Here is a 22,844-nt window from a genome sequence, read left to right on the forward strand (position 1 = left end):
AAGCCCGTCTCTGAAAGGACGTTCCACATGCGCTTCACGCCTCTCGCCGCCGCCCTCGCTCTCGCCGCCCCGCTGGCCCTCGCCGGGGCCTGCGCTTCAACCGCCGACGCGGCCCAGATGCAGGCCGAACGCGCGCCCGTCGGCGCGACCGGACAGGCCGTTCTGATCAACGCCCAGGGGGCCAATATCGGACGCGTCGATCTGCGCCAGGGACCGACCGGCCTGGTGATCAAGGTCGAGGCCTCGGGCCTGACGCCCGGCTGGCACGGCATCCATATCCATGCGACCGGCCAATGCGCCGCGCCCTTCACCTCGTCCGGCGCCCATATCAACCACGGCGAGCCCAAGGCGCCGCACGGCCTGCTGAACGCCGCCGGTCCCGATGACGGCGACCTGCCGAACGTCTATGCCGGCGCCGACGGCAAGGTGAACGCCGAACTGTTCACCACCCGCGCGCGGATTTCGTCGGAAGGTCCGGGACAATGGCTGTGGGACGCCGACGGATCGGCGATCATCATCCACGCCAATCCGGACGACCACGCCAGCCAGCCCATCGGCGGCGCCGGCGATCGGGTCGCCTGCGCGGCGTTGAGCGCGAGCTGACGCACTAACGCCCCTTCTCGGCCAGCAACCGCTCGATCATTTCGGTCTGTTCCTGCTGGCGCGCCGTCAGGTGTTCCACCTTGTCCAGCAGGGCCATGATCTCGATCTCGGCCTTCAGATTGACCTGGTAATCGTTGCCGGCGTCCAGCCGGTCCTTCGAGGCCTGACGGTTCTGGCTCATCATGATGATCGGCGCCTGGGCCGCCGCGATCATCGACAGCATCAGGTTCAGGAAGATGAAGGGATAGGGGTCGAACGCATCCCGTCTCAGAACCAGATTGAGCAACGTCCAGGTCACGAGGAACAGGCCGAAGGCGATCAGGAAGGTCCAGGATCCGCCGAACTCCGCCACCCGGTCGGCCAAACGGTCGCCGAAACTCTGGCGGTCGTCGAAGGCCTCGTTCACATCCTCCGAGATCGGGCGGCGTTCGGCGGCGCTGCGAACGACGCTGGCCTCGTTCGCGGCCAGTTCATGCGTCTCCTTGCCCAGCCAGCGGCGGGAAACATGATCGGCGTCGAGAGGGGCGTGTGACATGACGGATTCCTGAATCGCTCAGGAAACAGATCAAGCCTTGGCGGCCCCCGCGCGCAAGCCCCGTTCGGCCAGGGCGACCAGGGCGACCCCGCCCATGGTGATGGCCGAGCCGGTCAGGATCTGGGGCGTCAGCACGTCGCCCATCAAGCCCCAGCCGATCAGCATCGACACCACGGGCGTCACCAGAAGATAGGGCGTCACCCGCCCGGCCTCGCGCCGCTGCACCAGCCAGAACAACAGGGTGGTGGCCAGGACGGAGGAGACGATCCCCGCCCACAGCAGCGAAGCCCAGACCATGGGCGTGGCGGACTTCACCGCCTCCCACTGCCCGTGCTCGAACACCGCCGAACCGAAGGCCATGACCGGAAAGGCGCCGAGCGCCAGCAGCCCCTGCATCTTCAGCGGCGGGATCGAAGTCGTGCGCCGCGCGACCACCGTCGTCACGCCCCAGGCCGCCCCGGCGGCGATGGCGACCAGGATGGCCTTCCAGTCCTGAAGCGCATGGGCGTCCAGCGTCATCCAGGCCACGCCGACAAAGGCCACCCCCATGCCGACCAGGGCGGCCCTGCTCAGTCGCTCGCCAAGGATCAGGAAGGCGAACAGGGCGGTGAAGGGGATCCAGAGCTGGTTGGCCACCGTCACGGGGCTGACGTCGGTCGCCATCCAGTAGGCGGTGTAGGCCAGACCATACTGGATCGGCCCGCCGACGATGACGATCAGCAGCAGGCTCCTCCAGTCCGGGAACGGCGGACGGACGAAGACGATCAGACAGGCCGTTGCGAGACCGAAGCGGATCGCCCCGACCAGCAACGGCGGCAGGGTCTCGGTCGCCAGCTTGGCCCCCGCATTGTTCACGCCCCAAACGACAATGATCGCCACGATGGCGGCGATCTCCAAACTGGTCAGGGCGTGGGGCTTGTGCGACGGCGGGGCGGGGGTGGCGGCGGTCATGATCCGGCTATCGCACGGCGTAAGCCGCTTCGCCCGTCAAATGGCGTGTCGGCTCATTGCATTGACATGTACATGCCTCAAGCGCAGCATGTACATATGATCGAAGTCACCCTGACCGCCCTGCGCAAGGACCTGTTCCGGCTGGTCGACAGCGTGCTGGAGACGGGCGAGCCGCTGGTCATCCGGCGTGGCGGTCGGCGGCTGACCTTGATCGCCGAGACCCCCGCAAAACCGACGACGCCCGAGGAACGCTGGAACGCCTATATGGCCCAAGGGGTGCGGGAAGGTTGGGAGGACTGCCCCGACGACATCGACACCAACAAGAGCCACTGGACTTGGGATCCGGACACCAAGTTCGATTTCGACGACAAGTGACACATCTCGACACCCAGGTCGCCCTCTGGCTCTACTATCGGCTGGATCGGCAGATCAGCCGCCCGGCGCAGGCGCAGCTGGCGCGGGCTCCCGATTTGCGTCTGTCCCCCCTGGTGCTGGTGGAGATCGAAATCCTGATCGAGATCGGTCGGGTCAAGCTGAAGACGGCCGATCTTCTGCTGCGGGATATTCAGGACCGGCTGGACCTGTCGCTATCGGACGCTTCGACCGCCGCCGTCGCTGAGGCGGCCTGCCGCTTCGCCTGGACGCGCGATCCGTTCGACCGGCTGATCGTCGCCAACGCCATGGCCGACGGGGCGAAGCTGATCACCGCCGACCATATGATCCTGCATCATTTCGACAAGGCGGTCTGGTAGGCCTCAGAACGTCGGCTTGGCGACCATCAGCCAGTAGATGGCCAGGACGCCCGCAAACGCCGGCCAGCCCAGGGCGAACCACCAGCCGAACAGGCGATGATAGGCGGGCGGCAACGCCGCCCCCTGCCCCGCCGCCTGCTCGGCCAGCTTCATCATCCGATACTGGATCCAGACGACCGGCAGCCAGCAGACGCCGACGAAGACATAGAGACCATAGGCCGCCAGCAGCCAGGGACTGGTCAGGGACCAGCCCTGCAGATGGATCAGGCCCAGGCCGCTGATCGGCTGGACCACCACGGCGCTGGTGGTGAAGACGAAATCGGCTAGGACGACGATCCGTCCCACCTCAGCGACCGTGCGGGCGTCGCGCGTGGCGTGGGCGCGCAGCATGAAGAAGGCGATGCCCGCCCCTGTGCCGAACAGGACGGCGCCGGACAGGATGTGGATGATCTTCAACGCGAAATAGAGACTCATCGGCGGGCGTCCGTTGCGGCCACGAACAGGCACAGCGCCATCATCGGCAGGACTTTCAGCCACGGCCCCAGCGGATCGATCCAGTAATGGGGCAGGCTGAGCGTGCCCGCGATCAGATAACCGATGGTGGCCAGACACATGAAGATCGCCACCCGCGCCGTCCAGGGCCGGACGAACAGCAGCAGTCCCAGCACGACGTCCAGCAGGGCGCCCCACCAGGCCACCGGCCCGGCCCAGCGGTCGTAGCCCCCCTCATGAAGGATGGCGACGGCGCCGTTCCAGCCCGGCCCGAAGCTGATCAGGCCCGTGATCAGCCAGAACAGGCCCAGGGTCAGGATGGAGATCGGGCGGACGAACCACAGCCGCGCGTGCCAGACGTCCTGGACCGAAGCCGGGGTCTCGGCCAGGAAACGCGTAAAGCCGCGCGAAGACACGCCCAGTTGCTCAGCCCAGCCGCTGTCGTGGCCGGAGACGTCGTAGTCCATCTGTTTGATCGCGGTCGTGCGGATCGGCGAGGACCAACCCAGCCGACCCAGCAGGTCGCCGACGGCCAGGGCCGGCGCAGCCAAGGCGCGGGGCACAGGCAGGACCGGCGCAGGCTTCAAACCGAGCCAGCCGCGATAAAGGCGCACCGTCTCGACCATGGTCACCGCCTCCGGCCCCGGCATGTCCAGCGACTGACGCGACGGGGCGCCCGCTTTCAAGGCCGCGACGACCGCGGCGCACAGATCGCCCAGCGGGATCGGACGGAAGGTCTGATCGCCCCCCACGACGGGGCTGAACAGAGGAAAGGCCGCCAGTGCGCGGATCAGACCCGTGCCGCCGAAGGCCGCCCGATCCACCACCAGCGACGGCCGCAGGATCAGCCAGTCCAGCGCGCTATCTGCGACCAGTCGTTCGGTCTGCGCCTTGGTGCGGGCGTAGTCGGTGCCGGCTTCTTCGTCCGCGCCGACGGCGGAGATATGCACCAGACGCCGGACGCCCGCCGCCTCGCAGGCCGCGATCAGGGCGCGGGGACCGTCGACGTGCGCGGCGCGTGTGCTGTCGCCGCCGCCGTCCTGCAAGACGCCGACGCAGTTCACCACGGCCGAAACTCCGTCCAGAAGGGGCGCCCAGGCCTGGGCCGTCGTCAGTTTTGAAAAGTCGGCCGCGACCCAGTCGAAGCTCGGGGCGCGTCGGGACGGCTCGGCGACGCGCCGCGCCCCGGCCCGCACGCGCCAGCCCTCTGCGGACAGGGCGGCCGCTACGTGCGAGCCGATGAAGCCGTTGGCGCCCAGCACCAGCACGCGACCGCTCATCCCAGCACTCTATCCTTCAGATCGACGCCCGCCGGAGGAAGGGCGCACCAGGTCGAACCGGGAAACCGGCGACGGCGACGCGCCACGAAGTCATACAGGCGGTCGCGAATGAACCGTGGCGCGATCCGACCGATGATCGCCCACCGATAGGGTGCAGGCAGCTGGGCGGCGATGGCCAGGACGGCGTCGGAGCGTTCGCGCGCCACGCCATCCTGGATCAGCAGCATGGTGGCGGGGTCGTCGGGGCTGACGCCGTAATGCGTCAACAGCGCCTGCCCCAACGGCGACTGCGTCGGGACCAGCCGGAACAGCCGGCCCGGTCGGCCTTCAGGATCTTGCGCGCCGAGCCGGAGCAAAGCGCGCAGTCGCCGTCGAACAGGACCAGGGGTCGCTCGTCCGGGAAGGCCGGGACGGCGGGATCCTCACGATAGCTGTAAGGCCCCCGCCCCATGGTTGGTTCGGATCGACCTTAGAACGGAATGTCGTCGTTCAGGTCGTAGCTTTCCTTCGGGCCGCTCGGCTTGTTGGCGCCGCCGGTGGAGAAGCCCGAGGAGTAGTCGTCGTCACCGCGACCACCGCCGCCGCCGCCGTAACCGCCGCCTTGCGAGCCGCCTTCCGAACGGCCGCCCAGCATGGTCAGTTCACCCTTGAAGCGGCTGACCACGATCTCGGTCGAATATTTCTCGACGCCCTGCTGATCGGTCCATTTGCGAGTCTGGAGCGCGCCCTCGATATAGACGGTCGAGCCCTTCTTCACATAGTTCTCGACCACCTTGACGATGTTGTCGTTGAAGATGACGACCCGGTGCCACTCGGTCTTTTCCTTGCGCTCGCCCGAGGACTTGTCGCGCCAGGTTTCCGAGGTGGCGATCGACAGGTTGGCGATGCGGTCGCCGTTCGGCATCGACCGGATTTCGGGATCGCGGCCCAGATTGCCGACCAGAATGACCTTGTTGACGCTGCCCGCCATGGAAACTTCCTTCTCGTAGGGAGCGGCGAGTCCCTCGCCCGCTCCGTAATTCAGCCGGATGTCTTAGAGCCGCCGCCGTTCACCGCCAGCCGCATTCGACATCAGACCCGCCAAACCGGTGGATTAACGAAATGTTCCACCTTTGTTCACGTCACGCAAGTCTCTTCTACGACAGCCCGGGCCCTACTTGGTCTCGGGCGGCGGCGCAGCGATCGCGATCGGGCGACCGGTCTCGTCGCGCTGGATGGCGCCGGGGATGGCCAGACGGCCGTCGCCGGTGCGGGCCATGGCGAAGAAGCGGCTGCCGGTCAGGCTCTTGCCGAACTTCACGCCCTCGCGGTCCACGAAGATGAAGCGGCCCTGATAGGCACCCGCGACTTCTTGATTGGAGCCGCCCATGCGCAGGAAGCGCAGACGCATCTCCTCCAGCTGGCCGGCGCACAGTTCGATCTGGGCGACGTTCTCGCCCATCTTCTGCAGGCGCGGCGGCTGACCGTCCGGGGTGGCGACGAAATAGCAGACGCCGGGCTCGAAATCGAACTTCGGCTGGTTGCTGCACGCCGCCAGGACGGCGGCGGCGGCGATGACGGAAAGGGCGAGCACGCGCATCAGTTCAGACCCGGGAATTGGCAGTTGCGGTCCTGCTCCGCCAGAGTGCGGAAACGGCTGTTGTCGCCCGACTGTTCCACCCGGCGCGGGACGAGGCGAAGGGTCGTGTCTCCCCAGCGGCCGTACTGGGCGTCGCCCGGACGCACGCAGGTGCCGGCGTACAGGGCCTGGACGCAGGCGTTCAGGCTCATGCCGCTGGACAGGACGCGCCAGTCCGAACCGGAGTGACGCAGGCACTGGGCGCCGGCGGACGGCGCGGGCGCCGGATTGCTGGGCGCAGCGGCGCCCGGAGCCGGACTCGGCAGGGGATCGGCCTGGGCCATCTCGACCGGCGGCAGTTCCGGCGGCGGGGCGAAGGCGGCGGTGGGGGCGGCCGCCAGGGCGCCCGTCTCGTCGATGCCGACATCCAGGGCGTCGGTCGCTAGGCCGTTGCGTTGGGCGCAGACGGCCAGTGTCGCCATGCCCACGAACTGGCCGTCCACGAAGCAGCGCAACTCGCGTGTCGGCTCCAGCGTCGGGGCGTCGGCCAGGTCGACGGTCAGACCGCCCCTCGCGGCCGGCGGGGCCTCCGGCGTCTTGTCGCCGCCGCCGGTGAAGATGAGCGCCAGCACCACGGCGGCGATGATCACCAGACCGGCGCCGATGGCGATGATGACGCGATTGTCGTTCGGAAGGGCCATGAGGGGCTTTCGCAACTGAAGCGCCCAATAACCCGGAACGCACGCCGGGCGTCAACCGCCTAGGCGCGCATGACGCCGATCAGACCGACAGGCGGCTCAGCGCGGCCTGGAAGTTGGCGAGTTGGGTCTGGTAGTAGGCGGTCGATGAACCTTTTCCGGTCTGGGTGTTGGTGATCGTCCCGGTCGAGGGCGCCAGCGACTTGTAGGCGGACCGGACGGCCGTCATCGCCTGGGCGATGCCCTCGTTCGCCGCCTTGATCGAGGCCGGATCGTTCAGGTTCAACAGGGTCGACAGATTCAGACCGAAGGTCTTTGGCGCATCCTTGTCCGGCTTGACGGGGCTGACGAAGCCGGGGGTCAGACCCAGGGCCGCCAGGGCGTCCTTGCCGACGGCGCCCGACGAAATGATGGCGCCTTCCCGGTTCGCCGCCGTGGATATCTGCAGCCGCTGGGTGACGGGTACGGCCTTCAGGTCCGTCACCACCTTGGCGTCCAGCTGGCGGCCCGAGGCGTTCACGATCTTCTTGGCCAGGGTCTCCAGCGTGTCCTTGGCCTCGATCGTCACGGTGACGGCCCGCCCGCCGCCTGCCGGCGAAATGCTGAACTGATCCCCGACCCGCGCGGCGGTGCCGACGGTCAGCAGCTTGGAGTCCGCCTGCATGATCTCGCCCTGCGGCAGCCCCAGCCGGTCCAGCACGCTGGAACCGCCTGCGGCGAAGCTCAGACTGGTCGGCTTGGCCTGGTCGTCAGCGGCGCGCCAGGTCTTGTTCTGCTCCACCGCGCCTGTCGCCAGGTCGATACGCGCCAGATAGCCCTGGGTCGGACTGTCCTTGGTCGCGCCCTCGGCCCGGTTCGTGCCGGTGATCCAGACCTTGCCGTTCTTGATTTCGACATCGGCGGCGGTGTCGTCGCCCGCCCCGCCGAAATAGGTCAGCCGGTCGCTGCCCGAAGCCTGAAGATCGGCCGACAGGGTGGCGACGAACACGTCCTTGCCGCCGGCGTGGGCGTTGGTCACCGTGCCGATGTCCAGCGCGGCGTTATCGGTATGGCCGGTCACGACGACCTTGCCGTTTTCCACCGATACGCCCGCGATTTCACCGCTGGCGTAGCCCAGGTCGCGGGTCGAGGCCAAGGTCGGCACACCCCCTGCATCGAGGGTGAAGCGCCGCACGATGGCCTTCCCGTTCTCGACCCCGGCCGTATAGAGGTCTGAACCGGACACGGTCATCGCCTGGACGGAATCGTCGCCGGCGCTGCCGAACTGCAAGGTGGAGGCGTTCACCCCGGTGATCGGCCCGGTCACGGTCAGGGGCTTTTCCTGGAAGGTCTGCAGATAGGAATCCCATCCGCCCAGGGCCACAGTCCCCGACATGGCCGATTTGGACCGCCCCGCCACATACACCACGCCGTCGGCGCCGAAACTGACCTCCGTCGCCTCGTCGGCGGCCTTGGCGCCTCGGCGCTGGGTCCACAGTTCCTTGCCGGAGTCATCGAAAAGCGTGACGAAACTATCGGCGGTCGTGGGGCTGTCGCCGCTCTTGCCCGGCACCAGCGCCCCTGTGACCGAACCGGCCAGGGCCACGCGTCCATCGTCGTCGATGGCGATGGAGAAGCCGTTCGCGCTGGACGCCGCCCCCAACAGCTTGGTCTGCATCAGATTGCCGGCGGAATCATACTTCATCAGGGCGACGTCGCGCGTGCCCTTGATCGGCTGGGCTGCGTCGCCGGCCTTCAGATCGGCCACGACCCAGACCGAACCGTCCGGAGCCACGGCGCTGGCTCGCACCGCCTCGACGCCCTCGGGCATCTCGGTATGCCCGACCCGGCCCTCGACCCAGAAGGGATCGTTTACGCCCTGCTGCGCGGCGGGCGCAGCGCCGCCGTCGGCCTGGAACTTCAATATCTGTCCCGCGCCGGCCTTGCCGACGCCCTGGGTCACATAGACGGCGTCGGACGTATCGACCGCCGCGAAACTGACCTTCTCGCCCGCGCCGCTCGTGACCTTCAGAGCCCATTGGTCCGGCCCGGCCGGCAGGGTGATGGTCTTGTCGCCGGACTTGATCGTCTTGGGCTCCGCGGGGATGTATTGCGTCCCGACCCGCGTCGCGACGCCGGCCGCCTCCAGCTTGCCGTTCATATAGTTGACGACATTGACCATCGACCGTTCGGTGGAGCCCATCTCGGACAGGTCCATGGCGACGGTCTGGCTTCCGGTCTCGGTCTTGGCCGTCATCGAGAACTTGACGTCGCCTTCGAACGCGGCGACCGGGCTTGTGGCGACGCCCTGGTGAAGCGGTGCGGTCGTGAAGGTCGTCGGCGCCCGCTCCAGCGCATAGCTGGTCTTGACCTTGGTCTGCGACACGCCCTGCACCAGGCGGACGTCCTCGAATTCGGCGGTCTTGAGATAGGCCGACATCTCGGCCAATCCCTCGCTGAAGCGTTTCGACACCTGTGCGGCTTCCGCAGCCGTCAATCCCTTGACGCTCGCCCGATCCGCCAGGGCGCTGAGGCTGTTCAGTCCCTGATAAAGGGCGAACATCTTGCGATAGTCGCTGGACGCGCCCGACAGGTCCAGTTCGACCGAACCTTCGTTGATGATGTTTCGTCCCGCCAGGGCCGCCCGCACCAGCTCGCTGGCCTTGGGCGCAGTCGCCGACGCGGTCGAAGCCCAGGGCGCCGTGGGCTGGGTCTTCTTTGGCTTGGCTGCAGGCGTGTTTGAGCCGATCAGCGACCCGGTGTCCGTCGTGATCCCGTAGAGACCCAGCAGATAGCTGTTGTTGATCATCTCACATGGCTCCGGCGTTTACAGTGCGGCCGAGCCCGATAACGAAGTCTTAAGCCGCGGCGTCAGTTCTTAAACAGCGACAGGATCATCTGCGGCGCCTGGTTGGCGATCGACAGGGCCTGGACGCCGAGCTGTTGCTGCACCTGCAGGGCCTGGAGACGGGCGCTTTCCTTGGCCAGGTCGGCGTCGACCAGATTGCCGATGCCGGCTTCCAGCGAGTCCGAAAGCTTGCCGACATAGGTGGTGTGGCGTTCGATCTGCTTGGCCTGCGCCCCCAGTTCGGACAGTCGTGAACTGGCCACGGTGATGGCGTCGTCGATCCGCTGCAGCGCGAACTTGGCTTTTTCCTGGGTGAGCAGGTCAGGGGCGGCGTTCAGCAGGGTCTCGTCTTCCGGCGTGCCGGCATTGTCGGTCCAGGCGTCGATCGCCGCAGTCGCCTTGTTCGAGTCATAGGAGTTGGCCGCCAGGCCCAGGCCGACAAGCGTCAGATTCTGACGCTTCATCGCAATGGTTTCATTGCCGTCCGCACTCGCCAGGAACGTCATGTCGGTCGTGGCGGAGCCGTCGAGAATATTGGCCCCGTCGAAAATGGCGTTGTCGGCGAAGGACTGCACCGACTTCAACAGCGCCTGGAATTCCTGGTCATAGGAGGCGCGCGTCGCGGCGGTCTGGCTAGGATCGGCTGCGGCGGTCGCCTTCTGCTTCATTTCCAGCAGAATGTCCGAGATCTGTTCGCCCGCGGCCAGAGAGACATCGGCGATCGAGGTCGCCCGGTTCAGGCTGGTCGTGACGGCTTCCAGAGACCCCTTGTCCGCGCGCTGTCCCTGGGCGACAGCCCAGACGGCGGCGTTGTCCTTGGCGCCCTGGACCTTCAGGCCCGTATTCACCCGGCTCTGCGTCGACGCCAGCTGGTCGCTGGTGCGGTTCAGATTCTGCAGGGCGATCATCGCCGAGGTATTGGTGTGGATGCTGGTGGTCATGGCTTCAAGCCCCGGACGTTCTGTTCCCTGCAGGATTAACCATGAGTCGTGAGCGTATGGTTAACGGCGAAGAAAGCATGTTTGCGCCGCCCGGCAAGCCGGCGACGTTGGGTCCGCTTGACTGAAAGACCTCGCTAGATGGAGGTCTTCAGCAGATTTCCGCCCTTGTAGTCCGGGTCCTTGGCCAGATCCTGAACCACCTCTCGCGGCAGTTTCAGCACCACCTGACCCGTAACCGGGTCGCTGATCGTATAGATGTAACGGCCGTTTTCAGCCGTCTCGATGGTCAGGCGGTAGTTGCTGGACTCGCCCTTTTCCTCGACTGCGGTCTTTGGCGACTGCGGCTTGGCTGGAGGCGAATAGGCTGCGAGGTCGGTGTTTTCGGAAGCAAAAATCTTTACCGGCGGTACGCTCGCGACATTGTCTACCATGGCTCCTCGCGCGGATGGACCGCGCCCTTCTAGGTTTGAACGAGAGCGAAGGGTCGGGACGGCGAGCGCCGTCCCGACCGATCATTCTTAGCGGAAGAGGCTCAGCAGCGTCTGGCTGGCCGAGTTGGCGATCGACAGCGCCTGCACGCCCAGCTGTTGCTTGGTTTGCAGGGCGGTCAGCTTGGCGCTTTCCTTGGCCAGGTCGGCGTCCACCAGATTGCCCACGCCGGCTTCAAGAGCGTCCTGAAGCTTGTTGACGAAGGTGATGCTACGTCCCAGCGACTTCGACTTGGTGCCGAAATCGGACAGGACGCTGGTGAAGGCGGTGATGGCCGAGTCGACCGTGGCCACGATAGTGGCCGCGTCGCCGGCCACGGCCGCCGTCGTGGTCGCCACGGCGGTGTCCGCCCCCGCGATGGCCTTCAGCGTGTAGGAGGTCGAAGGACCCGTCTGCACGGTGATGGCGGCTGCGTTCGCCTTGTACAGATTGACGCCGTCGAAGGTGGCGCCCGCCAGCGCGCTGGCGATTTCAGTGCCGATGGCGTTGTATTCCGCCAGATATGAAGTCTGGGCGGCGCCGGTGGATCCGGCGATGCTGACCGCCAGGCCCTTCTGTTCTTCCAGCGCGCTCGTGATCGTATCGCCGGCGGCCAGGGCCACGTCGACGATGGATTGACCACGCTGGATCGAGCTGCGGACCGCATCCTGGGACGCAGCGGTGGCGCGTTGAGCCGTGGCGATCGAGAAGATCGCCCCGCTGTCCTTGGCCGAAGAGACCTTCATGCCGGTGTTGATGCGGTTTTGTGTCCGCTCCAGCTCCGAGTTGGTCTTGTTCAGGTTCTGCAGCGCGATGGCCGCGCCGTAGTTCGTATTGATGCTCGCCATTTTGGCGTTCCTTCTTCACTTCGTGATGGCCGGCGCCGTTTTGGCGACGGGAGCGTTTTGCTCGGGGTTCAAGACCTATGGCCCGGCCGTCGAGACGACCGGGCCTCCGGGCCTTAGCGGAAGAGGCTCAGCAGCGTCTGGCTGGCCGAGTTGGCGATCGACAGCGCCTGCACGCCCAGCTGTTGCTTGGTTTGCAGGGCGGTCAGCTTGGCGCTTTCCTTGGCCAGGTCGGCGTCCACCAGGTTGCCCACGCCGGCTTCAAGAGCGTCCTGAAGCTTGTTGACGAAGGTGATCTGGCGACCCAGCGACTTGGACTGGGTGCCCAGAGTCGACAGAGCCGTCGTCGTCGCCGTGATTGCGGCATCGACGTTTGCGGTCGTGGCGTTGGCGGCGGTGACGCTGCCCGTATTCACGGCCGTGATCGCCGCATCGGCGCCCAGAGTGGTCAGGCTGTTGACGCCGTCGAACGACGCGCCCGTGATCGCCGAAGCGATTTCGGTTCCCAGGGCGTTGTATTCGGCCAGGTACGAGGTCTGCGCATTACCGGTGGATCCGGCGATGCTGACCGCAAGGCCTTTCATCTCTTCCAGAGCGGAAGTGATGGTGTCGCCGGCGGCCAGGGCCACGTCGGTGATCGACTGGGTGCGTTGCAGACCCGAGCGGACCGCGTCCTGGGACGCAGCGGCGGCGCGTTGCGACGTGGCGATCGAGAAGATCGCCCCGCTGTCCTTGGCCGAAGAGACCTTCATGCCGGTGTTGATGCGGTTTTGCGTCCGCTCCAGCTCCGAGTTGGTCTTGTTCAGGTTCTGCAGCGCGATGGCCGCGCCGTAGTTCGTATTGATGCTCGCCATTTTGGCGTTCCTTCTTCACTTCGTGATGGCCGTCGTCATTTTGGCGACGGGAGCGTTTTGCTCGGGGTTCAAGACCTATGGCCCGGCCGTCGAGACGACCGGGCCTCCGGGCCTTAGCGGAAGAGGCTCAGCAGGGTCTGGCTGGCAGAGTTGGCGATCGACAGCGCCTGCACGCCCAGCTGTTGCTTGGTTTGCAGGGCGGTCAGCTTGGCGCTTTCCTTGGCCAGGTCGGCGTCCACCAGATTGCCCACACCGGCTTCAATCGAGTCCTGAAGCTTGTTGGTGAAGCTGATGCTGCGACCCAGCGACTTGGACTGGGTGCCCAGGGTCGAAAGGGCGCCGGTGACAGCCGTGACGACCAGATCGACGTTGGCGGTCGTGAAGTCGGCGACATCCGGCGTCGCCGCCGTAAACTTGGCCAGGTCGGTATTGGCGCTGAGAGCGGCGGCCGTACCCAGAACCTTGGTGTCGGTCGCGCCCGTGCCGGTGCGAACCGTGGTGGTCGCGCCGGAGGCGGTGGTCAGCAGGTTGACGCCGTCGAAGCTTGCGCCGTCCAGAGCGGACTTGATTTCCACACCCAGAGCCTTGAACTCATCCTCGTAAGACGTCTTTGCCGCGCCGGTGGATCCGGCGATGCTGACCGCGAGGCCTTTCATCTCTTCCAGAGCGGAAGTGATGGTGTCGCCGGCGGCCAGGGCCACATCGACGATCGATTGACCGCGCTGCATGGAACTGCGGACCGCATCCTGAGCGGAGGCGTTGGCCCGCTGTCCGGTGGCGATCGAGAAGATCGCCCCGCTGTCCTTGGCCGTAGAGACCTTCATGCCGGTGTTGATGCGGTTTTGCGTCCGCTCCAGCTCCGAGTTGGTCTTGTTCAGGTTTTGCAGCGCGATGGCTGCGCCGTAGTTCGTATTGATGCTCGCCATTTTGGCGTTCCTTCTTCACTTCGTGATGGCCGGCGCCGTTTTGGCGACGGGAGCGTTTTGCTCGAGGTTCAAGACCTATGGCCCGGCCGTCGAGACGACCGGGCCTCCGGGCCTTAGCGGAAGAGACTCAGCAGCGTCTGGCTGGCCGAGTTGGCGATCGACAGCGCCTGCACGCCCAGCTGTTGCTTGGTTTGCAGGGCGGTCAGCTTGGCGCTTTCCTTGGCCAGGTCGGCGTCCACCAGGTTGCCCACGCCGGCTTCAAGCGCGTCCTGATACTTGTTCACGAAGGTGATCTGGCGACCCAGCGACTTGGACTGGGTGCCCAGCGTCGATAGAGCGCCGGTGACGGTGGAGATGGCGGTATCGATCTTGGCGGTTGTGGCGTCTGCGCGAGCCTTGCTACCGCCGCTGACGTCAGTCACGCCGGCGACGCCCAGAGGCGTCGTCAGGCTGTTGACGCCATCAAACGAGGCGCCGGAGATCGCAGAGGTGATTTCCAGGCTCAAGGCGTTGTATTCGGCCAGATAAGAGGTCTCAGCGCTGGAGCCGGCTTCCGAGGCCTGGATGCTGACCGCCAGACCCTTCATCTCTTCCAACGCGGTCGTGATCGTGTCGCCGGCGGCTAGGGCCACGTCGGTGATCGACTGGGAGCGTTGCAGACCCGAGCGGACCGCATCCTGGGACGCAGCGGTGGCGCGTTGAGCCGTGGCGATCGAGAAGATCGCCCCGCTGTCCTTGGCCGAAGAGACCTTCATGCCGGTATTGATGCGGTTTTGCGTCCGCTCCAGCTCCGAGTTGGTCTTGTTCAGGTTCTGCAGCGCGATGGCCGCGCCGTAGTTCGTATTGATGCTCGCCATTTTGGCGTTCCTTTCACTTCGTGAGATCCAACGCCATTTTGGCGAAGGGAGCTTTTTGCTCGGTGGGTAAGAAGCAATTGCCGGGCCAGAGGCGACGGCGAAATATCATCGTAACCTATTGAAAAGTCGCGTTTACTATTGATTTACCCTCCCTGGATGCCCGGCAATATTTGCCCACTTCAGCCCGCACTTCGGCAAATTTTGCCGGGCAGAGCCTAAAAAGGTGGAGCGGCCGGCGACCGACCGCGCCCCGAAAGAGACGCGCCTGAAGGCCGCCCTAGTTCCGGAAGAGGCTCAGCAGGGTCTGGCTGGCAGAGTTGGCGATCGACAGCGCCTGCACGCCCAGCTGTTGCTTGGTTTGCAGGGCGGTCAGCTTGGCGCTTTCCTTGGCCAGGTCAGCGTCAACTAGGTTGCCGATGCCGTTCTCGGTAGCGTCCTGCAGCTTGTTGACGAAGGTGACCTGACGGCCGACCGACTTGGACTGGGTGCCCAACGTCGACAGGGCGCCAGTGATTTTGGTGATGGCCGCATCGACGGCCGCCGTCGTCGCGGCTGCTGCGGTGATGGTCTGGCTGGTGATGGTGGTGATGTCGGTGTCCGCCGCCATGCCGCCGGCGACCGTGAAGCCGATGGCGGTGGTGCCGCCGCTCACGTCCTTGATCAAGTCCGTCGCGGTCGCGCCGGTCCACAGATTGACGCCGTCGAAGGTCGCGCCGGCCAGGGACGAGGTGATTTCAGCGCCCAGCGCACGGAATTCGGTCAAGTAGGAGGTCTGGGCTGCGCCGGTGGAGGCGGCCAGGCTGACGGCCAAACCCTTCATCTCTTCCAGGGCGGCCGTCACGGTGTCGCCCGAGGCCAGGGCCACGTCGACGATGGATTGGCCGCGTTGCAGAGACGCCCGCACGGATTCCATGGCGCCCATGTTGGCGCGCTGGCCGGTCGCGATGGAGTAGATCGCGCCGCTGTCCTTGGCGGAGGAGACCTTCATGCCGGTGTTGACGCGATTTTGCGTCATTTCCAGCTGAGCGTTGGTCTTGTTCAGGTTCTGGAGCGCAATTGCTGCGCCGTAATTCGTATTGATGCTCGCCATTTTGGCTGCCCTCTTCACTTCTGTGCATGTACGACGCCGTTTTGGCGTCGGGAGCATTTTGCTCCGCCCTCCTAAGAGCAAAGGCGGGGCCAGGCTGGCACGGCGAGAAAACCGAGATGAACTGCTGATTTTGTTGGATTTTCAAAGTCCGCCGCACGCTGACCCGGCATTTTCCGTCGCATGGCGGCAGAAGTTGCCGAGTCGTTTTTGCCGCTTTGCCGTCAGGGTCGCTCTTTCGCCGCCTCCGAGATCCGGGCGTCCTGCATGGCCCGCTCCGCCAGCAGGGTCTCGACCGCCAACCGCCTCGCCCCGTCGCAGGCCAGGAGCTGGGCGCCGCGCTGCACATAGGCGGCGTCCAGGTCCGCGGCTGTGGGTTCAGCCGGCAAAACCGCCAGGGCGCACGGCCGCCTCGCCGCCTCCGGCAGGCTGAGCCGCACCGGCGCAACCGTCGAGGTCGGTAGCGAGCCCGCACAGCTCGCGGTCATGAGCGCGCAGACGGTCGGCGCGGCGGCTTTCCAGAGGGATTTCGGCGTCATCGGCGTTCCTGGCCTTTGCGACGGCGGTCGCGGTCGCGCGCGCCGCCGCCGTCTGCTGTTGTTGAAATTCATCGAGACGACGCAACTGTGCGTCCGCCCCCTCGCTCTCAAGACGACGCGCCGCCGCCTGGGCCCGGGCGTCACGTTCCCCGGACGCGGCCCGCGCCTCGGCCGCCGCCAACCGGCGCTGCTGCAGGCCCAGCGGGTCCCAGCGGAAACCGAGACCGCCCAGAAGCGCCGCCGCCAACCCCGCCACGACACCCGCGACGGCGAACCAGCCGAGCGGCGTCAGCGCCTTCAGGATGGACACGGCCCTCATGGGAAAATCCTTCGATCCAGTTCGAAATGCGGGCCGTCGCGCAGGCTCTTCCAGTCGCCGCCCCAGACGATGGGGGTCTTCAGCTCCACAGCCGCCGCCTTGAAGGCCGAGGCGATGCGTCCATACAGCGGCCAGTCCCAACGGACCTGTCCGTCGACCAGGGCCGCCACATCGACGGCGTGGCCGCTCAGATGGCGAGACCTCAAGGTCCGGCTGGCTCCGGCCTGGACCAGAGCCGCCTGCCGTTCAGGCGATCGCAGCCCCTCCGTGATCATGAAATCAACAGGGCTGCGTGCGACCGCCGCCTCGACCACAGCCACCAGGGCTGGATGCACCCCCTTCAATCGCGCCCTTGAGCGAACGGACAACAGGCCGCTCATGGCCGGCCTCCCGTCAACCGCACCCGCGCATTGGCGATGAGCGCCACCAATTGCTCGGCCGTGGGCGCAACCAGATACAGAACCAGGATCAGGGCCAGCAGCCCCATCAGCCCATCGGTCATCTTGGGCAGCATCTCGGCCGGCATCCGCGCCACCGTCCGCATCAACAGCAGCCACAGGCCGACGCTGACGGCGAAGGCGTACAGCCTGCGCCACAGCCAGCGTCCCTCGGCCAGGGTTCCGTTCTGGGGCCGGATCGGATCCGGCGTCGTCGATCTCGTCATTCCTCGTCCTCCTTGTCGAAGATTTCGGTCGCGCACCGGCCGTCGAAGCCGGTCTGGGCGCGCCAGGCCGTGTCATTCAATCTGTCGGGGGCGTCCCAGACCTCGGGCTCCAGCACCTCCACAGGCTCAGGTCGGTTCAGCCGCCGGCTCATCCGACAGCCGTGAGTCGAACCACGCCTCCCCCGCCTGCGCCGCCCGCGCCCGACAGGGTCAGGCCCGCCCCCCCGCCGCCGCCGCCCGCACCGAACAGGCCGCCCGCGCCACCCGCTGTTCCCGCACCGACGGCGGAAGCGCCGCCCCCGCCGCCCCCGCCGCCGGCCCAGGCCAGGTTTGGCGCCGACGACGCCTGCCCCGCCGCACCGGCCGCCCCGCCCGGCGCCTGACGGACCGCCCAGCCGCCTGCGCCGCCCGGGCCGCCAGACCGCGCTGTATTGGCTGTGCTCAACCCGCCGCCGCCGCCTCCCCCGCCAGGACCGTCGGGACAGGCGGTCTCGCCGCCGACGAAGGCCGTCGCCGTGATCGAACCGCCGCCACCGGCGTTTCCCGCCCGCAGGCCCTGACCGCCGGCCCCTCCTGCGCTCGCCGAAGCCGTTCCGCCGAGGCCGCCCGCCCCGCCTCCGGCCCGCAGCAACAGGGTTCCGCCCAGGCTCACCGCGCTCTGCCCGCCCGCGCCGCCCAAGGCGCCCGCGCCTGAGCCGGCCGTCCCCGCTGCACCGCCGGCTCCGACCCCGACAACCAGGGTTTCGTTCAAGTCGGCGGCCGCCCAACAGGCCTCGCTCAGTCCGCCCGCGCCGCCGCCGCCGCCGCCGAAGCGCGCGGTTCCCGACGCCCCCGCCATGCCCGATCCGCCGCCGCCGCCCCCGCCGACGCAGACCGCCTCGATCCACCGCGCCCAGGACGGCGGTTCATAGGCGCCGTCGCCAGTGAAGACCGTCGTCTCTCGCCGCGTCGCGCCCTTGTCGAATGCGATCCGCCCTGTTGCGCGATCCACCCCGAAGGCCCGGAGCCAGGTCGATCCGTCGGGACTCACCTTCAGGCTCAGGTTCTCGTCGCCTGCCAGGCCCAGTTCCGCCCGGCCGCCGTAGCCGCTCTGGAACAGCAGCGACAGGACATCCCCCGCCGCCTCCTTGTTCAGGGTCAGACGCAGGTCTCCGTCGCCGCCCTCGGCCGCGCCGCGTGCAGTGAACAGGGCGGTGTTGGTCTTTACCGCCAGCGGATTGGCGGCGTCGGCCGTCGTGCCGAGACCCAGCCGCGACAGCCCCTGCACTTCGCCCAGCCGATGTCCCAACGGGCTCCAGCCCCCTTCACCGCGCACCACCAGGACGGCCGTATCCAGCACCAGGGCGATCATCCCCATCGGCGCGGCCACGACGCTCCAGCCGCCGCTCTCGAACCGCATCAGGGCGCCGGCGGGCCGGCCGCTCCACGCCGTCCCTGCGGCGCCTGGCGGCAGAATGTAGAGATCGCCGTCGAACGGCGCGGCCGGCTGGGTCGTCAGGGTCCGGCTGACCACCGCCGTCTGCAACAGGGCGTCCAGGCGCGTCAGGGCCGCGTTCAGGGTCACATGCTTCTGCATCTGACCGGCTGCGAGATAAGGCAGGGCTAGCCGCGCGGTGAAATCGTCGCTCATCAGGATCTCCGTTGTTGTCGGAGATCAGTCTGCAGGCGCGGTCAGATCAGGCGGGTTGAACGGCGAATTTATCACTCAACCCACGGTATGAGTTGAAGAAAATCGCCAGAATTAGGTGATCAGGGCGCGGCTTGCGCCCGTAATTCAGTCGTGCAGATAGACGATGCGGCGCAGCTTCTTGTCGTTTCGCACCGTCTCCAGGTGGCGCTCGTGGTCGCCGCTGGCCCTGGCGTTGGCTTCGGAATCCTCGACCCAGTGGCTGGTCTCGATATCCTTCTGCAGCGCCTTGGCCGCCAACAACTGACCGGGGAAGAAGGTGTCGACCACGTCGCCGGCGATCGGCACCGTGCCTGTCGCCGTATCCACCGCCATATAGGCCGCCATCCGCGCCAGGGTCGCCGGCGACGCCTTGGCGCGTACCGCCTGCATCACCAGCCAGGCCCCGGTTCCGACCGTATAGACCGTACCCACCACCGGGACCCAGGTCAGCAGTCCGTCCATGCCGATGCCGAACGGTCCTATGCCGATCACCCGGTCCGACAGCTTCTTGATCCCCTCGACATTGGACCAGATCTTCTCGATATCCGTGATGGACCGTCTGATCATGTCGCGCCTCTCCAAGCGTCGCCCTAACGCGGTATAGCCGACACCGTTCACCAAGAAAGGCAATAAGCCATGTCCCTGCTGAAGCCGGCGAGCAATGCGGCGGCCAGCCTCGTTCTGATCGGGCTGTCGGGCTTCGGCGTGGCTGGTCTCAGCGGGATCGGCCATCGATGGGTGGACATCCTGGCCCAGTTCACCGCCCCCGTGCTGCTGGCTGCGACGGTGCTGACCCTGGCCTGCCTGGTCCTGCGTCTGTGGCCGGCCTTCGTCGTAGGCGTGCTGGCCGGCCTTGTCCTGCTGGCCGCTGTCTGGCCCCAGTGGATGACGCCCCTTGGCCGTCCTCAACCCGACCAGCCGATAATCCGCCTGTACTCAGCCAATCTCTGGGTGGACAACACCGACGTCGCCGCGATCCGACGATCCATCGTCGACGCCGACGCCGACATCGTCGTTCTGGTCGAGGTCGGAGATGCGCCGGCGGACCGGCTCGACGAGGTTCTGGCCGGCTATCCCAATCGGGCGGTCATGGGCCGCATCGAAGACCCCAGCGGCCGGGCCCTGTCGATCGTCGCCTCGCGCTATCCGATCCAGGGCAAGCTGCCGTCGTTTCGCGACGATCTGGCGGCGATAGGCGCCGTCGTCGAAACGCCGGTCGGGGCCGTCAATGTCTTCGGCGTCCACCTGACCCGCCCCTGGCCGTACCAGTATCAATGGGGCCAGATAAACCAGGTCATGGCCCTGACCGCACGACGGGAAAAGGCGGCGCCTCATCCGACCATCGTCGCCGGCGATTTCAACAGCGTGTCCAGCGCCCGGATCGGCCGTCAGATCCAGTCCGACATGAACCTGTCGCCCGCTCCCGGCTTCCCCGGCACCTGGCCCAGCCGCCTGCCCGCCTTCGCCGGCATCACCATCGATCAGGTCTATCGTTCGCCGGACCTGGCCCTGATCAGCCGCCGTATCGGCGAACCGACCGGGTCGGACCACTATCCCGTCGTCACCGAATTCACGCGGGCGACGCCATAGCGGCCTTCAGCCGCGCCTCGTGACCGTCCGAGGGAAAATCGTCGGCGATCCAGCCCGTCTCGAAGGCGTTCAGAACACGGCCCGTCTCCGGGCCCGGCTTCAGGCCCAGCCGCGCCAGGTCCCGCCCGCCGACCGGCATTTTCGGCGGCGTCCACTCGGCCGCCAGCCGTCGCAAGGCCGCGCCGTCTCCGCCCGCCGCCTCGGCCCGTGTCAGCCGATCCTCGAAGGCGCCGCGTCCCAGCCGATAGATGGCCGCCCGCGCCTCGGCCTCGGTCATGTCGGGCGCCACGACCGGCCCCTCCGCAACAGCCGCCGCCAGCCGGTCCCGCGTCCCGTTCGACAGCCGCAGGCTCCCCGCGATCCTCACGACTGCGCCCTCATCCGCCGGCAACAGGGCCGACAGACGCAGCACCGGATCGCCTGTCAGTCCGCACATCGCCTCGAACAGGTTCAGCGGCTGCGCCTCGGGCAAGACCTGACCCAGAACGCCCGTCTCGGCCATCGCCCGCACCGTGGATCGCGGATCGCGCGCCGCCAGCAGTTTCAGCAATTCCTTGGACACCCGTTCGGCCGAAAGTTGCGCCATCCCGGCCTTCAGCGCCGCGCAGGCCGTCAGCCCGGACGCATCGGGCTCTCCCCGCCCGTACCAGGCCTGGAACCGGAAGAACCGCAGGATGCGCAGATAGTCCTCGCGGATCCGCGTCTCGGCCTCGCCGACAAAGACGATCCGCCCCTTGGCCGCATCCGCCAGGCCGCCGCCGGTCGGGTCGAACACCGTGCCGGCCGCATCGGCGTACAGGGCGTTCAGGCGGAAGTCCCGCCGCGCCGCGTCCTCGGCCCAGTCCTCGGTGAAGGCCACGACCGCGCGCCGTCCGTCGGTCTCCACGTCCCGGCGCAGGGTGGTGATCTCATAGGGTTTGCGCTCGGACACCCCCGTGACCGTGCCATGCTCCAGTCCCGTAGGCACGGCCTTCAGCCCCGCGGCCTGCAAGGCCGCCATCGTCTCTTCGGGCCTCAATCGGGTGGCGATGTCGATGTCGTCCACCGGCTGGCCCAGCAGACTGTTCCGCACGCAGCCGCCGACGAACCGGGCGCAGTCGGGGCCGCCGGCAGCCAGCAAGGCCGCCATGACCGCCCGTGTGGCCTTGGCCTCAAGCCAGGGCTGGCCCCGCATGGACACGGTCATGCCGCATCTTCCTCGGCGGCGACCTCGGGCGCCGGCTCGTCGCCGTACAGCCGGACATGCAGCGCCTTCAGGATCCCGGCCGTCACGCCCCAGATATAGCGTTCCCCCCACGGCATGGCCCAGAACCAGCGCCGCAGTCCCTCGTCCATGTCATAGAAGTCCTGGCGGTGGTTGGCCGCATCCATCAGGAAGTCCCACGGCGTCTCGAACACCTCGGCCACTTCGGCCGGCGCCGGCGTCGTGACCGGCGCCTCGTGCAGCCAGCCGATCACGGGCGTGACCAGAAACCCGGTGCCGGTCTCATAGGCGTCGGACAGGCCCAGCACCTCGACCTTCGCCGGGTTCAGGGCCACCTCCTCGTCCGCCTCGCGCAGCGCCGCCTGGACCGCGTTTTCGCCGGGATCCAGCCGTCCGCCTGGAAAAGCGATCTGCCCCGTATGCCGCACCAGGGTGTCCGCCCGCCGCGTCAGCAGCACCGTCGCCCCCTCGGGCCGCGCCACCACCGGGATCAGCACCGCCGCCGGCCGCAACTCCCGCATCGGCCGCGCCGCCTTGGGGTTCAGGTCGAAGTCGGACCGCGCCGCCAGCCCTTCCGGACGCCAGGCTTCGACCGGGTCCAGCCGCTGGACCAGCCGGTTCCTCAAGGTCGCCAGGGTCACGCCACAGCCCCCAGGGAAAACGCCCGCCCGCCGGACCGCACAACCAGCCGACCATCGACCTCCTCGGCCATCTCGACCAGTTCATAGAAAACCGAGCGCGCAATCCGCGCCCACAGGTCGCGCCGCACATGGACGCGCGGCGCCGGCTCTCCCGTCTCCGGGTCGGTCTCCACCACAATCGCGTCGGCCTCGCCCGCGCGCGTCTCGTCGCCGACGTCGGTGGTGAAGATCAGGTCGTCGCCCTCCCGCCGCACCGCCACGGCCCGAAACGGCAGATCCTCGACCGCGATCTTCAACTTCTCGACCGGCGTCACCAGATGATAGCCGTCCGGGTCCTTGCGCAAGACGGTCGAGAACAGCCGCACCAGCGCCTCGCGGCCGATGGGCGATCCCTCGTGCATCCAGACGCCGTCGCGTCGAATGACGATGTCGATCTCGCCGCAGTGTTCGGGGTTCCACAGGTGGACCGGCGGCAGGCCCCGCCCGGGCGCCTGTTTCGCCGCCTCGACGATCGCTTTCAGTCCCGGCTTCTGGTCATCCATGT

Annotated in this window: 30 protein-coding genes; 4 read left to right on the plus strand and 26 right to left on the minus strand. The window is 67.3% G+C overall.

All coding sequences use genetic code 11. The annotated features are described in order from the left end of the window. The first annotated feature begins 27 nt into the window (after positions 1-27). A complete protein-coding gene (locus AC07NC_RS08205; protein ID WP_494569208.1) occupies positions 28-603 on the plus strand; it encodes a superoxide dismutase family protein in 576 nt (191 codons plus the stop codon). A gap of 4 nt (positions 604-607) precedes the next feature. On the opposite strand, the gene AC07NC_RS08210 is transcribed toward AC07NC_RS08205, so the two are convergent. Both AC07NC_RS08210 and AC07NC_RS08215 read right to left on the minus strand, forming a co-directional pair. Further along, positions 608-1,138, minus strand: coding sequence for a DUF1003 domain-containing protein (locus AC07NC_RS08210; protein WP_494569209.1), 531 nt, complete (start codon positions 1,136-1,138; stop codon positions 608-610). A gap of 30 nt (positions 1,139-1,168) precedes the next feature. Continuing rightward, positions 1,169-2,089, minus strand: a complete 921-nt coding sequence (locus tag AC07NC_RS08215; RefSeq protein ID WP_494569210.1) for a DMT family transporter — start codon at positions 2,087-2,089, stop codon at positions 1,169-1,171. Positions 2,090-2,185: 96 nt separating this feature from the next. Between AC07NC_RS08215 and AC07NC_RS08220 the strand changes: the two genes are divergently transcribed. Both AC07NC_RS08220 and AC07NC_RS08225 read left to right on the plus strand, forming a co-directional pair. Continuing rightward, complete coding sequence (locus AC07NC_RS08220) at positions 2,186-2,464, plus strand: type II toxin-antitoxin system Phd/YefM family antitoxin (protein WP_494569211.1); 279 nt, start codon at positions 2,186-2,188, stop codon at positions 2,462-2,464. Beyond that, positions 2,461-2,841, plus strand: a complete 381-nt coding sequence (locus AC07NC_RS08225) for a type II toxin-antitoxin system VapC family toxin (RefSeq protein WP_494569212.1) — start codon at positions 2,461-2,463, stop codon at positions 2,839-2,841. The genes AC07NC_RS08220 and AC07NC_RS08225 overlap by 4 nt, the downstream gene beginning before the upstream one ends. A 3-nt stretch (positions 2,842-2,844) precedes the next feature. Here the strand turns inward: AC07NC_RS08225 and AC07NC_RS08230 are convergent, their stop codons facing one another. The 21 genes from AC07NC_RS08230 to AC07NC_RS08330 all read right to left on the minus strand — a co-directional run bounded on the left by AC07NC_RS08230 (position 2,845) and on the right by AC07NC_RS08330 (position 19,432). After that, positions 2,845-3,315 carry a DUF2269 family protein gene (locus AC07NC_RS08230; RefSeq protein ID WP_494569213.1) on the minus strand — a complete coding sequence of 157 codons (471 nt, stop codon included), beginning with the start codon at positions 3,313-3,315 and terminating at the stop codon, positions 2,845-2,847. Then, positions 3,312-4,613 (minus strand): SDR family oxidoreductase, encoded by a 1,302-nt coding sequence (locus AC07NC_RS08235; RefSeq protein WP_494569214.1) that lies wholly within the window; start codon positions 4,611-4,613, stop codon positions 3,312-3,314. Before AC07NC_RS08235 ends, AC07NC_RS08230 begins: the two co-directional genes overlap by 4 nt. Continuing rightward, positions 4,610-4,879, minus strand: coding sequence for a thiol-disulfide oxidoreductase DCC family protein (locus AC07NC_RS08240; protein ID WP_494569215.1), 270 nt, complete (start codon positions 4,877-4,879; stop codon positions 4,610-4,612). The genes AC07NC_RS08235 and AC07NC_RS08240 overlap by 4 nt, the downstream gene beginning before the upstream one ends. Before the next feature lie 203 nt (positions 4,880-5,082). Next, a complete protein-coding gene (ssb, locus tag AC07NC_RS08245) occupies positions 5,083-5,583 on the minus strand; it encodes a single-stranded DNA-binding protein (RefSeq protein WP_154726903.1) in 501 nt (166 codons plus the stop codon). A gap of 183 nt (positions 5,584-5,766) precedes the next feature. Next, on the minus strand, positions 5,767-6,192 hold the full coding sequence (locus AC07NC_RS08250) for a PDC sensor domain-containing protein (RefSeq protein WP_494569216.1): 426 nt from the start codon (positions 6,190-6,192) through the stop codon (positions 5,767-5,769). Continuing rightward, complete coding sequence (locus AC07NC_RS08255) at positions 6,192-6,872, minus strand: hypothetical protein (RefSeq protein WP_008262702.1); 681 nt, start codon at positions 6,870-6,872, stop codon at positions 6,192-6,194. The genes AC07NC_RS08250 and AC07NC_RS08255 overlap by 1 nt, the downstream gene beginning before the upstream one ends. A gap of 79 nt (positions 6,873-6,951) precedes the next feature. Next, complete coding sequence (locus AC07NC_RS08260; RefSeq protein WP_494569217.1) at positions 6,952-9,657, minus strand: transcriptional regulator; 2,706 nt, start codon at positions 9,655-9,657, stop codon at positions 6,952-6,954. A gap of 62 nt (positions 9,658-9,719) precedes the next feature. Further along, entirely contained in the window at positions 9,720-10,637 is a 918-nt protein-coding gene (locus AC07NC_RS08265) for a flagellin (RefSeq protein WP_426024988.1), read from the minus strand. A gap of 134 nt (positions 10,638-10,771) precedes the next feature. Next, positions 10,772-11,068: a hypothetical protein gene (locus AC07NC_RS08270; protein WP_492073142.1), complete on the minus strand. Its 297-nt coding sequence runs from the start codon at positions 11,066-11,068 to the stop codon at positions 10,772-10,774. Positions 11,069-11,155: 87 nt separating this feature from the next. Continuing rightward, entirely contained in the window at positions 11,156-11,953 is a 798-nt protein-coding gene (locus tag AC07NC_RS08275) for a flagellin (RefSeq protein ID WP_494569218.1), read from the minus strand. A gap of 113 nt (positions 11,954-12,066) precedes the next feature. Next, the gene (locus AC07NC_RS08280) at positions 12,067-12,804 is read right to left on the minus strand and encodes a flagellin (RefSeq protein ID WP_494569219.1); all 738 of its coding nucleotides are present in this window, start codon (positions 12,802-12,804) and stop codon (positions 12,067-12,069) included. A 113-nt stretch (positions 12,805-12,917) separates the two neighbouring features. Beyond that, entirely contained in the window at positions 12,918-13,730 is an 813-nt protein-coding gene (locus AC07NC_RS08285) for a flagellin N-terminal helical domain-containing protein (protein WP_494569220.1), read from the minus strand. Positions 13,731-13,843: 113 nt separating this feature from the next. Next, entirely contained in the window at positions 13,844-14,587 is a 744-nt protein-coding gene (locus AC07NC_RS08290; RefSeq protein ID WP_494569221.1) for a flagellin, read from the minus strand. A gap of 277 nt (positions 14,588-14,864) precedes the next feature. Beyond that, on the minus strand, positions 14,865-15,677 hold the full coding sequence (locus AC07NC_RS08295) for a flagellin (RefSeq protein WP_494569222.1): 813 nt from the start codon (positions 15,675-15,677) through the stop codon (positions 14,865-14,867). A gap of 221 nt (positions 15,678-15,898) precedes the next feature. Further along, the gene (locus tag AC07NC_RS08300; protein WP_494569223.1) at positions 15,899-16,063 is read right to left on the minus strand and encodes a hypothetical protein; all 165 of its coding nucleotides are present in this window, start codon (positions 16,061-16,063) and stop codon (positions 15,899-15,901) included. Further along, complete coding sequence (locus AC07NC_RS08305; protein WP_494569224.1) at positions 16,053-16,532, minus strand: hypothetical protein; 480 nt, start codon at positions 16,530-16,532, stop codon at positions 16,053-16,055. The genes AC07NC_RS08300 and AC07NC_RS08305 overlap by 11 nt, the downstream gene beginning before the upstream one ends. After that, complete coding sequence (locus AC07NC_RS08310; RefSeq protein ID WP_494569225.1) at positions 16,529-16,912, minus strand: M15 family metallopeptidase; 384 nt, start codon at positions 16,910-16,912, stop codon at positions 16,529-16,531. The genes AC07NC_RS08305 and AC07NC_RS08310 overlap by 4 nt, the downstream gene beginning before the upstream one ends. After that, a complete protein-coding gene (locus tag AC07NC_RS08315) occupies positions 16,909-17,196 on the minus strand; it encodes a hypothetical protein (protein WP_008258731.1) in 288 nt (95 codons plus the stop codon). The genes AC07NC_RS08310 and AC07NC_RS08315 overlap by 4 nt, the downstream gene beginning before the upstream one ends. Next, on the minus strand, positions 17,193-17,348 hold the full coding sequence (locus AC07NC_RS08320; RefSeq protein ID WP_154726910.1) for a hypothetical protein: 156 nt from the start codon (positions 17,346-17,348) through the stop codon (positions 17,193-17,195). The genes AC07NC_RS08315 and AC07NC_RS08320 overlap by 4 nt, the downstream gene beginning before the upstream one ends. After that, the gene (locus tag AC07NC_RS08325) at positions 17,345-18,826 is read right to left on the minus strand and encodes a DUF2793 domain-containing protein (protein WP_494569226.1); all 1,482 of its coding nucleotides are present in this window, start codon (positions 18,824-18,826) and stop codon (positions 17,345-17,347) included. Before AC07NC_RS08325 ends, AC07NC_RS08320 begins: the two co-directional genes overlap by 4 nt. Before the next feature lie 144 nt (positions 18,827-18,970). Next, positions 18,971-19,432 (minus strand): DUF4112 domain-containing protein, encoded by a 462-nt coding sequence (locus AC07NC_RS08330; protein ID WP_494569227.1) that lies wholly within the window; start codon positions 19,430-19,432, stop codon positions 18,971-18,973. 69 nt (positions 19,433-19,501) lie between these two features. Here AC07NC_RS08330 and AC07NC_RS08335 point away from each other — a divergent pair, with 69 nt between their 5' ends. Beyond that, positions 19,502-20,455: an endonuclease/exonuclease/phosphatase family protein gene (locus AC07NC_RS08335; RefSeq protein ID WP_494569228.1), complete on the plus strand. Its 954-nt coding sequence runs from the start codon at positions 19,502-19,504 to the stop codon at positions 20,453-20,455. Here AC07NC_RS08335 and AC07NC_RS08340 read toward each other — a convergent pair. From AC07NC_RS08340 to AC07NC_RS08350, 3 genes are read right to left on the minus strand one after another with little or no spacing between them, the layout of a single operon-like run. Continuing rightward, positions 20,436-21,641 carry a CCA tRNA nucleotidyltransferase gene (locus AC07NC_RS08340; RefSeq protein WP_494569229.1) on the minus strand — a complete coding sequence of 402 codons (1,206 nt, stop codon included), beginning with the start codon at positions 21,639-21,641 and terminating at the stop codon, positions 20,436-20,438. The genes AC07NC_RS08335 and AC07NC_RS08340 overlap by 20 nt on opposite strands. Beyond that, positions 21,638-22,300, minus strand: a complete 663-nt coding sequence (locus AC07NC_RS08345) for a CoA pyrophosphatase (RefSeq protein ID WP_035308807.1) — start codon at positions 22,298-22,300, stop codon at positions 21,638-21,640. The genes AC07NC_RS08340 and AC07NC_RS08345 overlap by 4 nt, the downstream gene beginning before the upstream one ends. Further along, a complete protein-coding gene (locus AC07NC_RS08350) occupies positions 22,297-22,842 on the minus strand; it encodes a DUF1285 domain-containing protein (protein ID WP_494569323.1) in 546 nt (181 codons plus the stop codon). Before AC07NC_RS08350 ends, AC07NC_RS08345 begins: the two co-directional genes overlap by 4 nt. Positions 22,843-22,844 lie beyond the last annotated feature (2 nt).

It is taken from the genome of Brevundimonas sp. GW821-FHT10A07 (assembly GCF_059415785.1).

What these genes read in the sequence shown, in the direction of transcription:
- AC07NC_RS08205 (WP_494569208.1), top strand. Translation starts at nt 28, where the DNA reads ATGCGCTTCACGCCTCTCGCCGCCGCCCTCGCTCTCGCCGCCCCGCTG.
- AC07NC_RS08210 (WP_494569209.1), bottom strand. Translation starts at nt 1,138, where the DNA reads ATGTCACACGCCCCTCTCGACGCCGATCATGTTTCCCGCCGCTGGCTG.
- AC07NC_RS08215 (WP_494569210.1), bottom strand. Translation starts at nt 2,089, where the DNA reads ATGACCGCCGCCACCCCCGCCCCGCCGTCGCACAAGCCCCACGCCCTG.
- AC07NC_RS08220 (WP_494569211.1), top strand. Translation starts at nt 2,186, where the DNA reads ATGATCGAAGTCACCCTGACCGCCCTGCGCAAGGACCTGTTCCGGCTG.
- AC07NC_RS08230 (WP_494569213.1), bottom strand. Translation starts at nt 3,315, where the DNA reads ATGAGTCTCTATTTCGCGTTGAAGATCATCCACATCCTGTCCGGCGCC.
- AC07NC_RS08235 (WP_494569214.1), bottom strand. Translation starts at nt 4,613, where the DNA reads ATGAGCGGTCGCGTGCTGGTGCTGGGCGCCAACGGCTTCATCGGCTCG.
- ssb (WP_154726903.1), bottom strand. Translation starts at nt 5,583, where the DNA reads ATGGCGGGCAGCGTCAACAAGGTCATTCTGGTCGGCAATCTGGGCCGC.
- AC07NC_RS08250 (WP_494569216.1), bottom strand. Translation starts at nt 6,192, where the DNA reads ATGCGCGTGCTCGCCCTTTCCGTCATCGCCGCCGCCGCCGTCCTGGCG.
- AC07NC_RS08255 (WP_008262702.1), bottom strand. Translation starts at nt 6,872, where the DNA reads ATGGCCCTTCCGAACGACAATCGCGTCATCATCGCCATCGGCGCCGGT.
- AC07NC_RS08260 (WP_494569217.1), bottom strand. Translation starts at nt 9,657, where the DNA reads ATGATCAACAACAGCTATCTGCTGGGTCTCTACGGGATCACGACGGAC.
- AC07NC_RS08265 (WP_426024988.1), bottom strand. Translation starts at nt 10,637, where the DNA reads ATGACCACCAGCATCCACACCAATACCTCGGCGATGATCGCCCTGCAG.
- AC07NC_RS08270 (WP_492073142.1), bottom strand. Translation starts at nt 11,068, where the DNA reads ATGGTAGACAATGTCGCGAGCGTACCGCCGGTAAAGATTTTTGCTTCC.
- AC07NC_RS08275 (WP_494569218.1), bottom strand. Translation starts at nt 11,953, where the DNA reads ATGGCGAGCATCAATACGAACTACGGCGCGGCCATCGCGCTGCAGAAC.
- AC07NC_RS08280 (WP_494569219.1), bottom strand. Translation starts at nt 12,804, where the DNA reads ATGGCGAGCATCAATACGAACTACGGCGCGGCCATCGCGCTGCAGAAC.
- AC07NC_RS08285 (WP_494569220.1), bottom strand. Translation starts at nt 13,730, where the DNA reads ATGGCGAGCATCAATACGAACTACGGCGCAGCCATCGCGCTGCAAAAC.
- AC07NC_RS08290 (WP_494569221.1), bottom strand. Translation starts at nt 14,587, where the DNA reads ATGGCGAGCATCAATACGAACTACGGCGCGGCCATCGCGCTGCAGAAC.
- AC07NC_RS08295 (WP_494569222.1), bottom strand. Translation starts at nt 15,677, where the DNA reads ATGGCGAGCATCAATACGAATTACGGCGCAGCAATTGCGCTCCAGAAC.
- AC07NC_RS08305 (WP_494569224.1), bottom strand. Translation starts at nt 16,532, where the DNA reads ATGAGGGCCGTGTCCATCCTGAAGGCGCTGACGCCGCTCGGCTGGTTC.
- AC07NC_RS08310 (WP_494569225.1), bottom strand. Translation starts at nt 16,912, where the DNA reads ATGAGCGGCCTGTTGTCCGTTCGCTCAAGGGCGCGATTGAAGGGGGTG.
- AC07NC_RS08315 (WP_008258731.1), bottom strand. Translation starts at nt 17,196, where the DNA reads ATGACGAGATCGACGACGCCGGATCCGATCCGGCCCCAGAACGGAACC.
- AC07NC_RS08320 (WP_154726910.1), bottom strand. Translation starts at nt 17,348, where the DNA reads ATGAGCCGGCGGCTGAACCGACCTGAGCCTGTGGAGGTGCTGGAGCCC.
- AC07NC_RS08325 (WP_494569226.1), bottom strand. Translation starts at nt 18,826, where the DNA reads ATGAGCGACGATTTCACCGCGCGGCTAGCCCTGCCTTATCTCGCAGCC.
- AC07NC_RS08330 (WP_494569227.1), bottom strand. Translation starts at nt 19,432, where the DNA reads ATGATCAGACGGTCCATCACGGATATCGAGAAGATCTGGTCCAATGTC.
- AC07NC_RS08335 (WP_494569228.1), top strand. Translation starts at nt 19,502, where the DNA reads ATGTCCCTGCTGAAGCCGGCGAGCAATGCGGCGGCCAGCCTCGTTCTG.
- AC07NC_RS08340 (WP_494569229.1), bottom strand. Translation starts at nt 21,641, where the DNA reads ATGACCGTGTCCATGCGGGGCCAGCCCTGGCTTGAGGCCAAGGCCACA.
- AC07NC_RS08350 (WP_494569323.1), bottom strand. Translation starts at nt 22,842, where the DNA reads ATGGATGACCAGAAGCCGGGACTGAAAGCGATCGTCGAGGCGGCGAAA.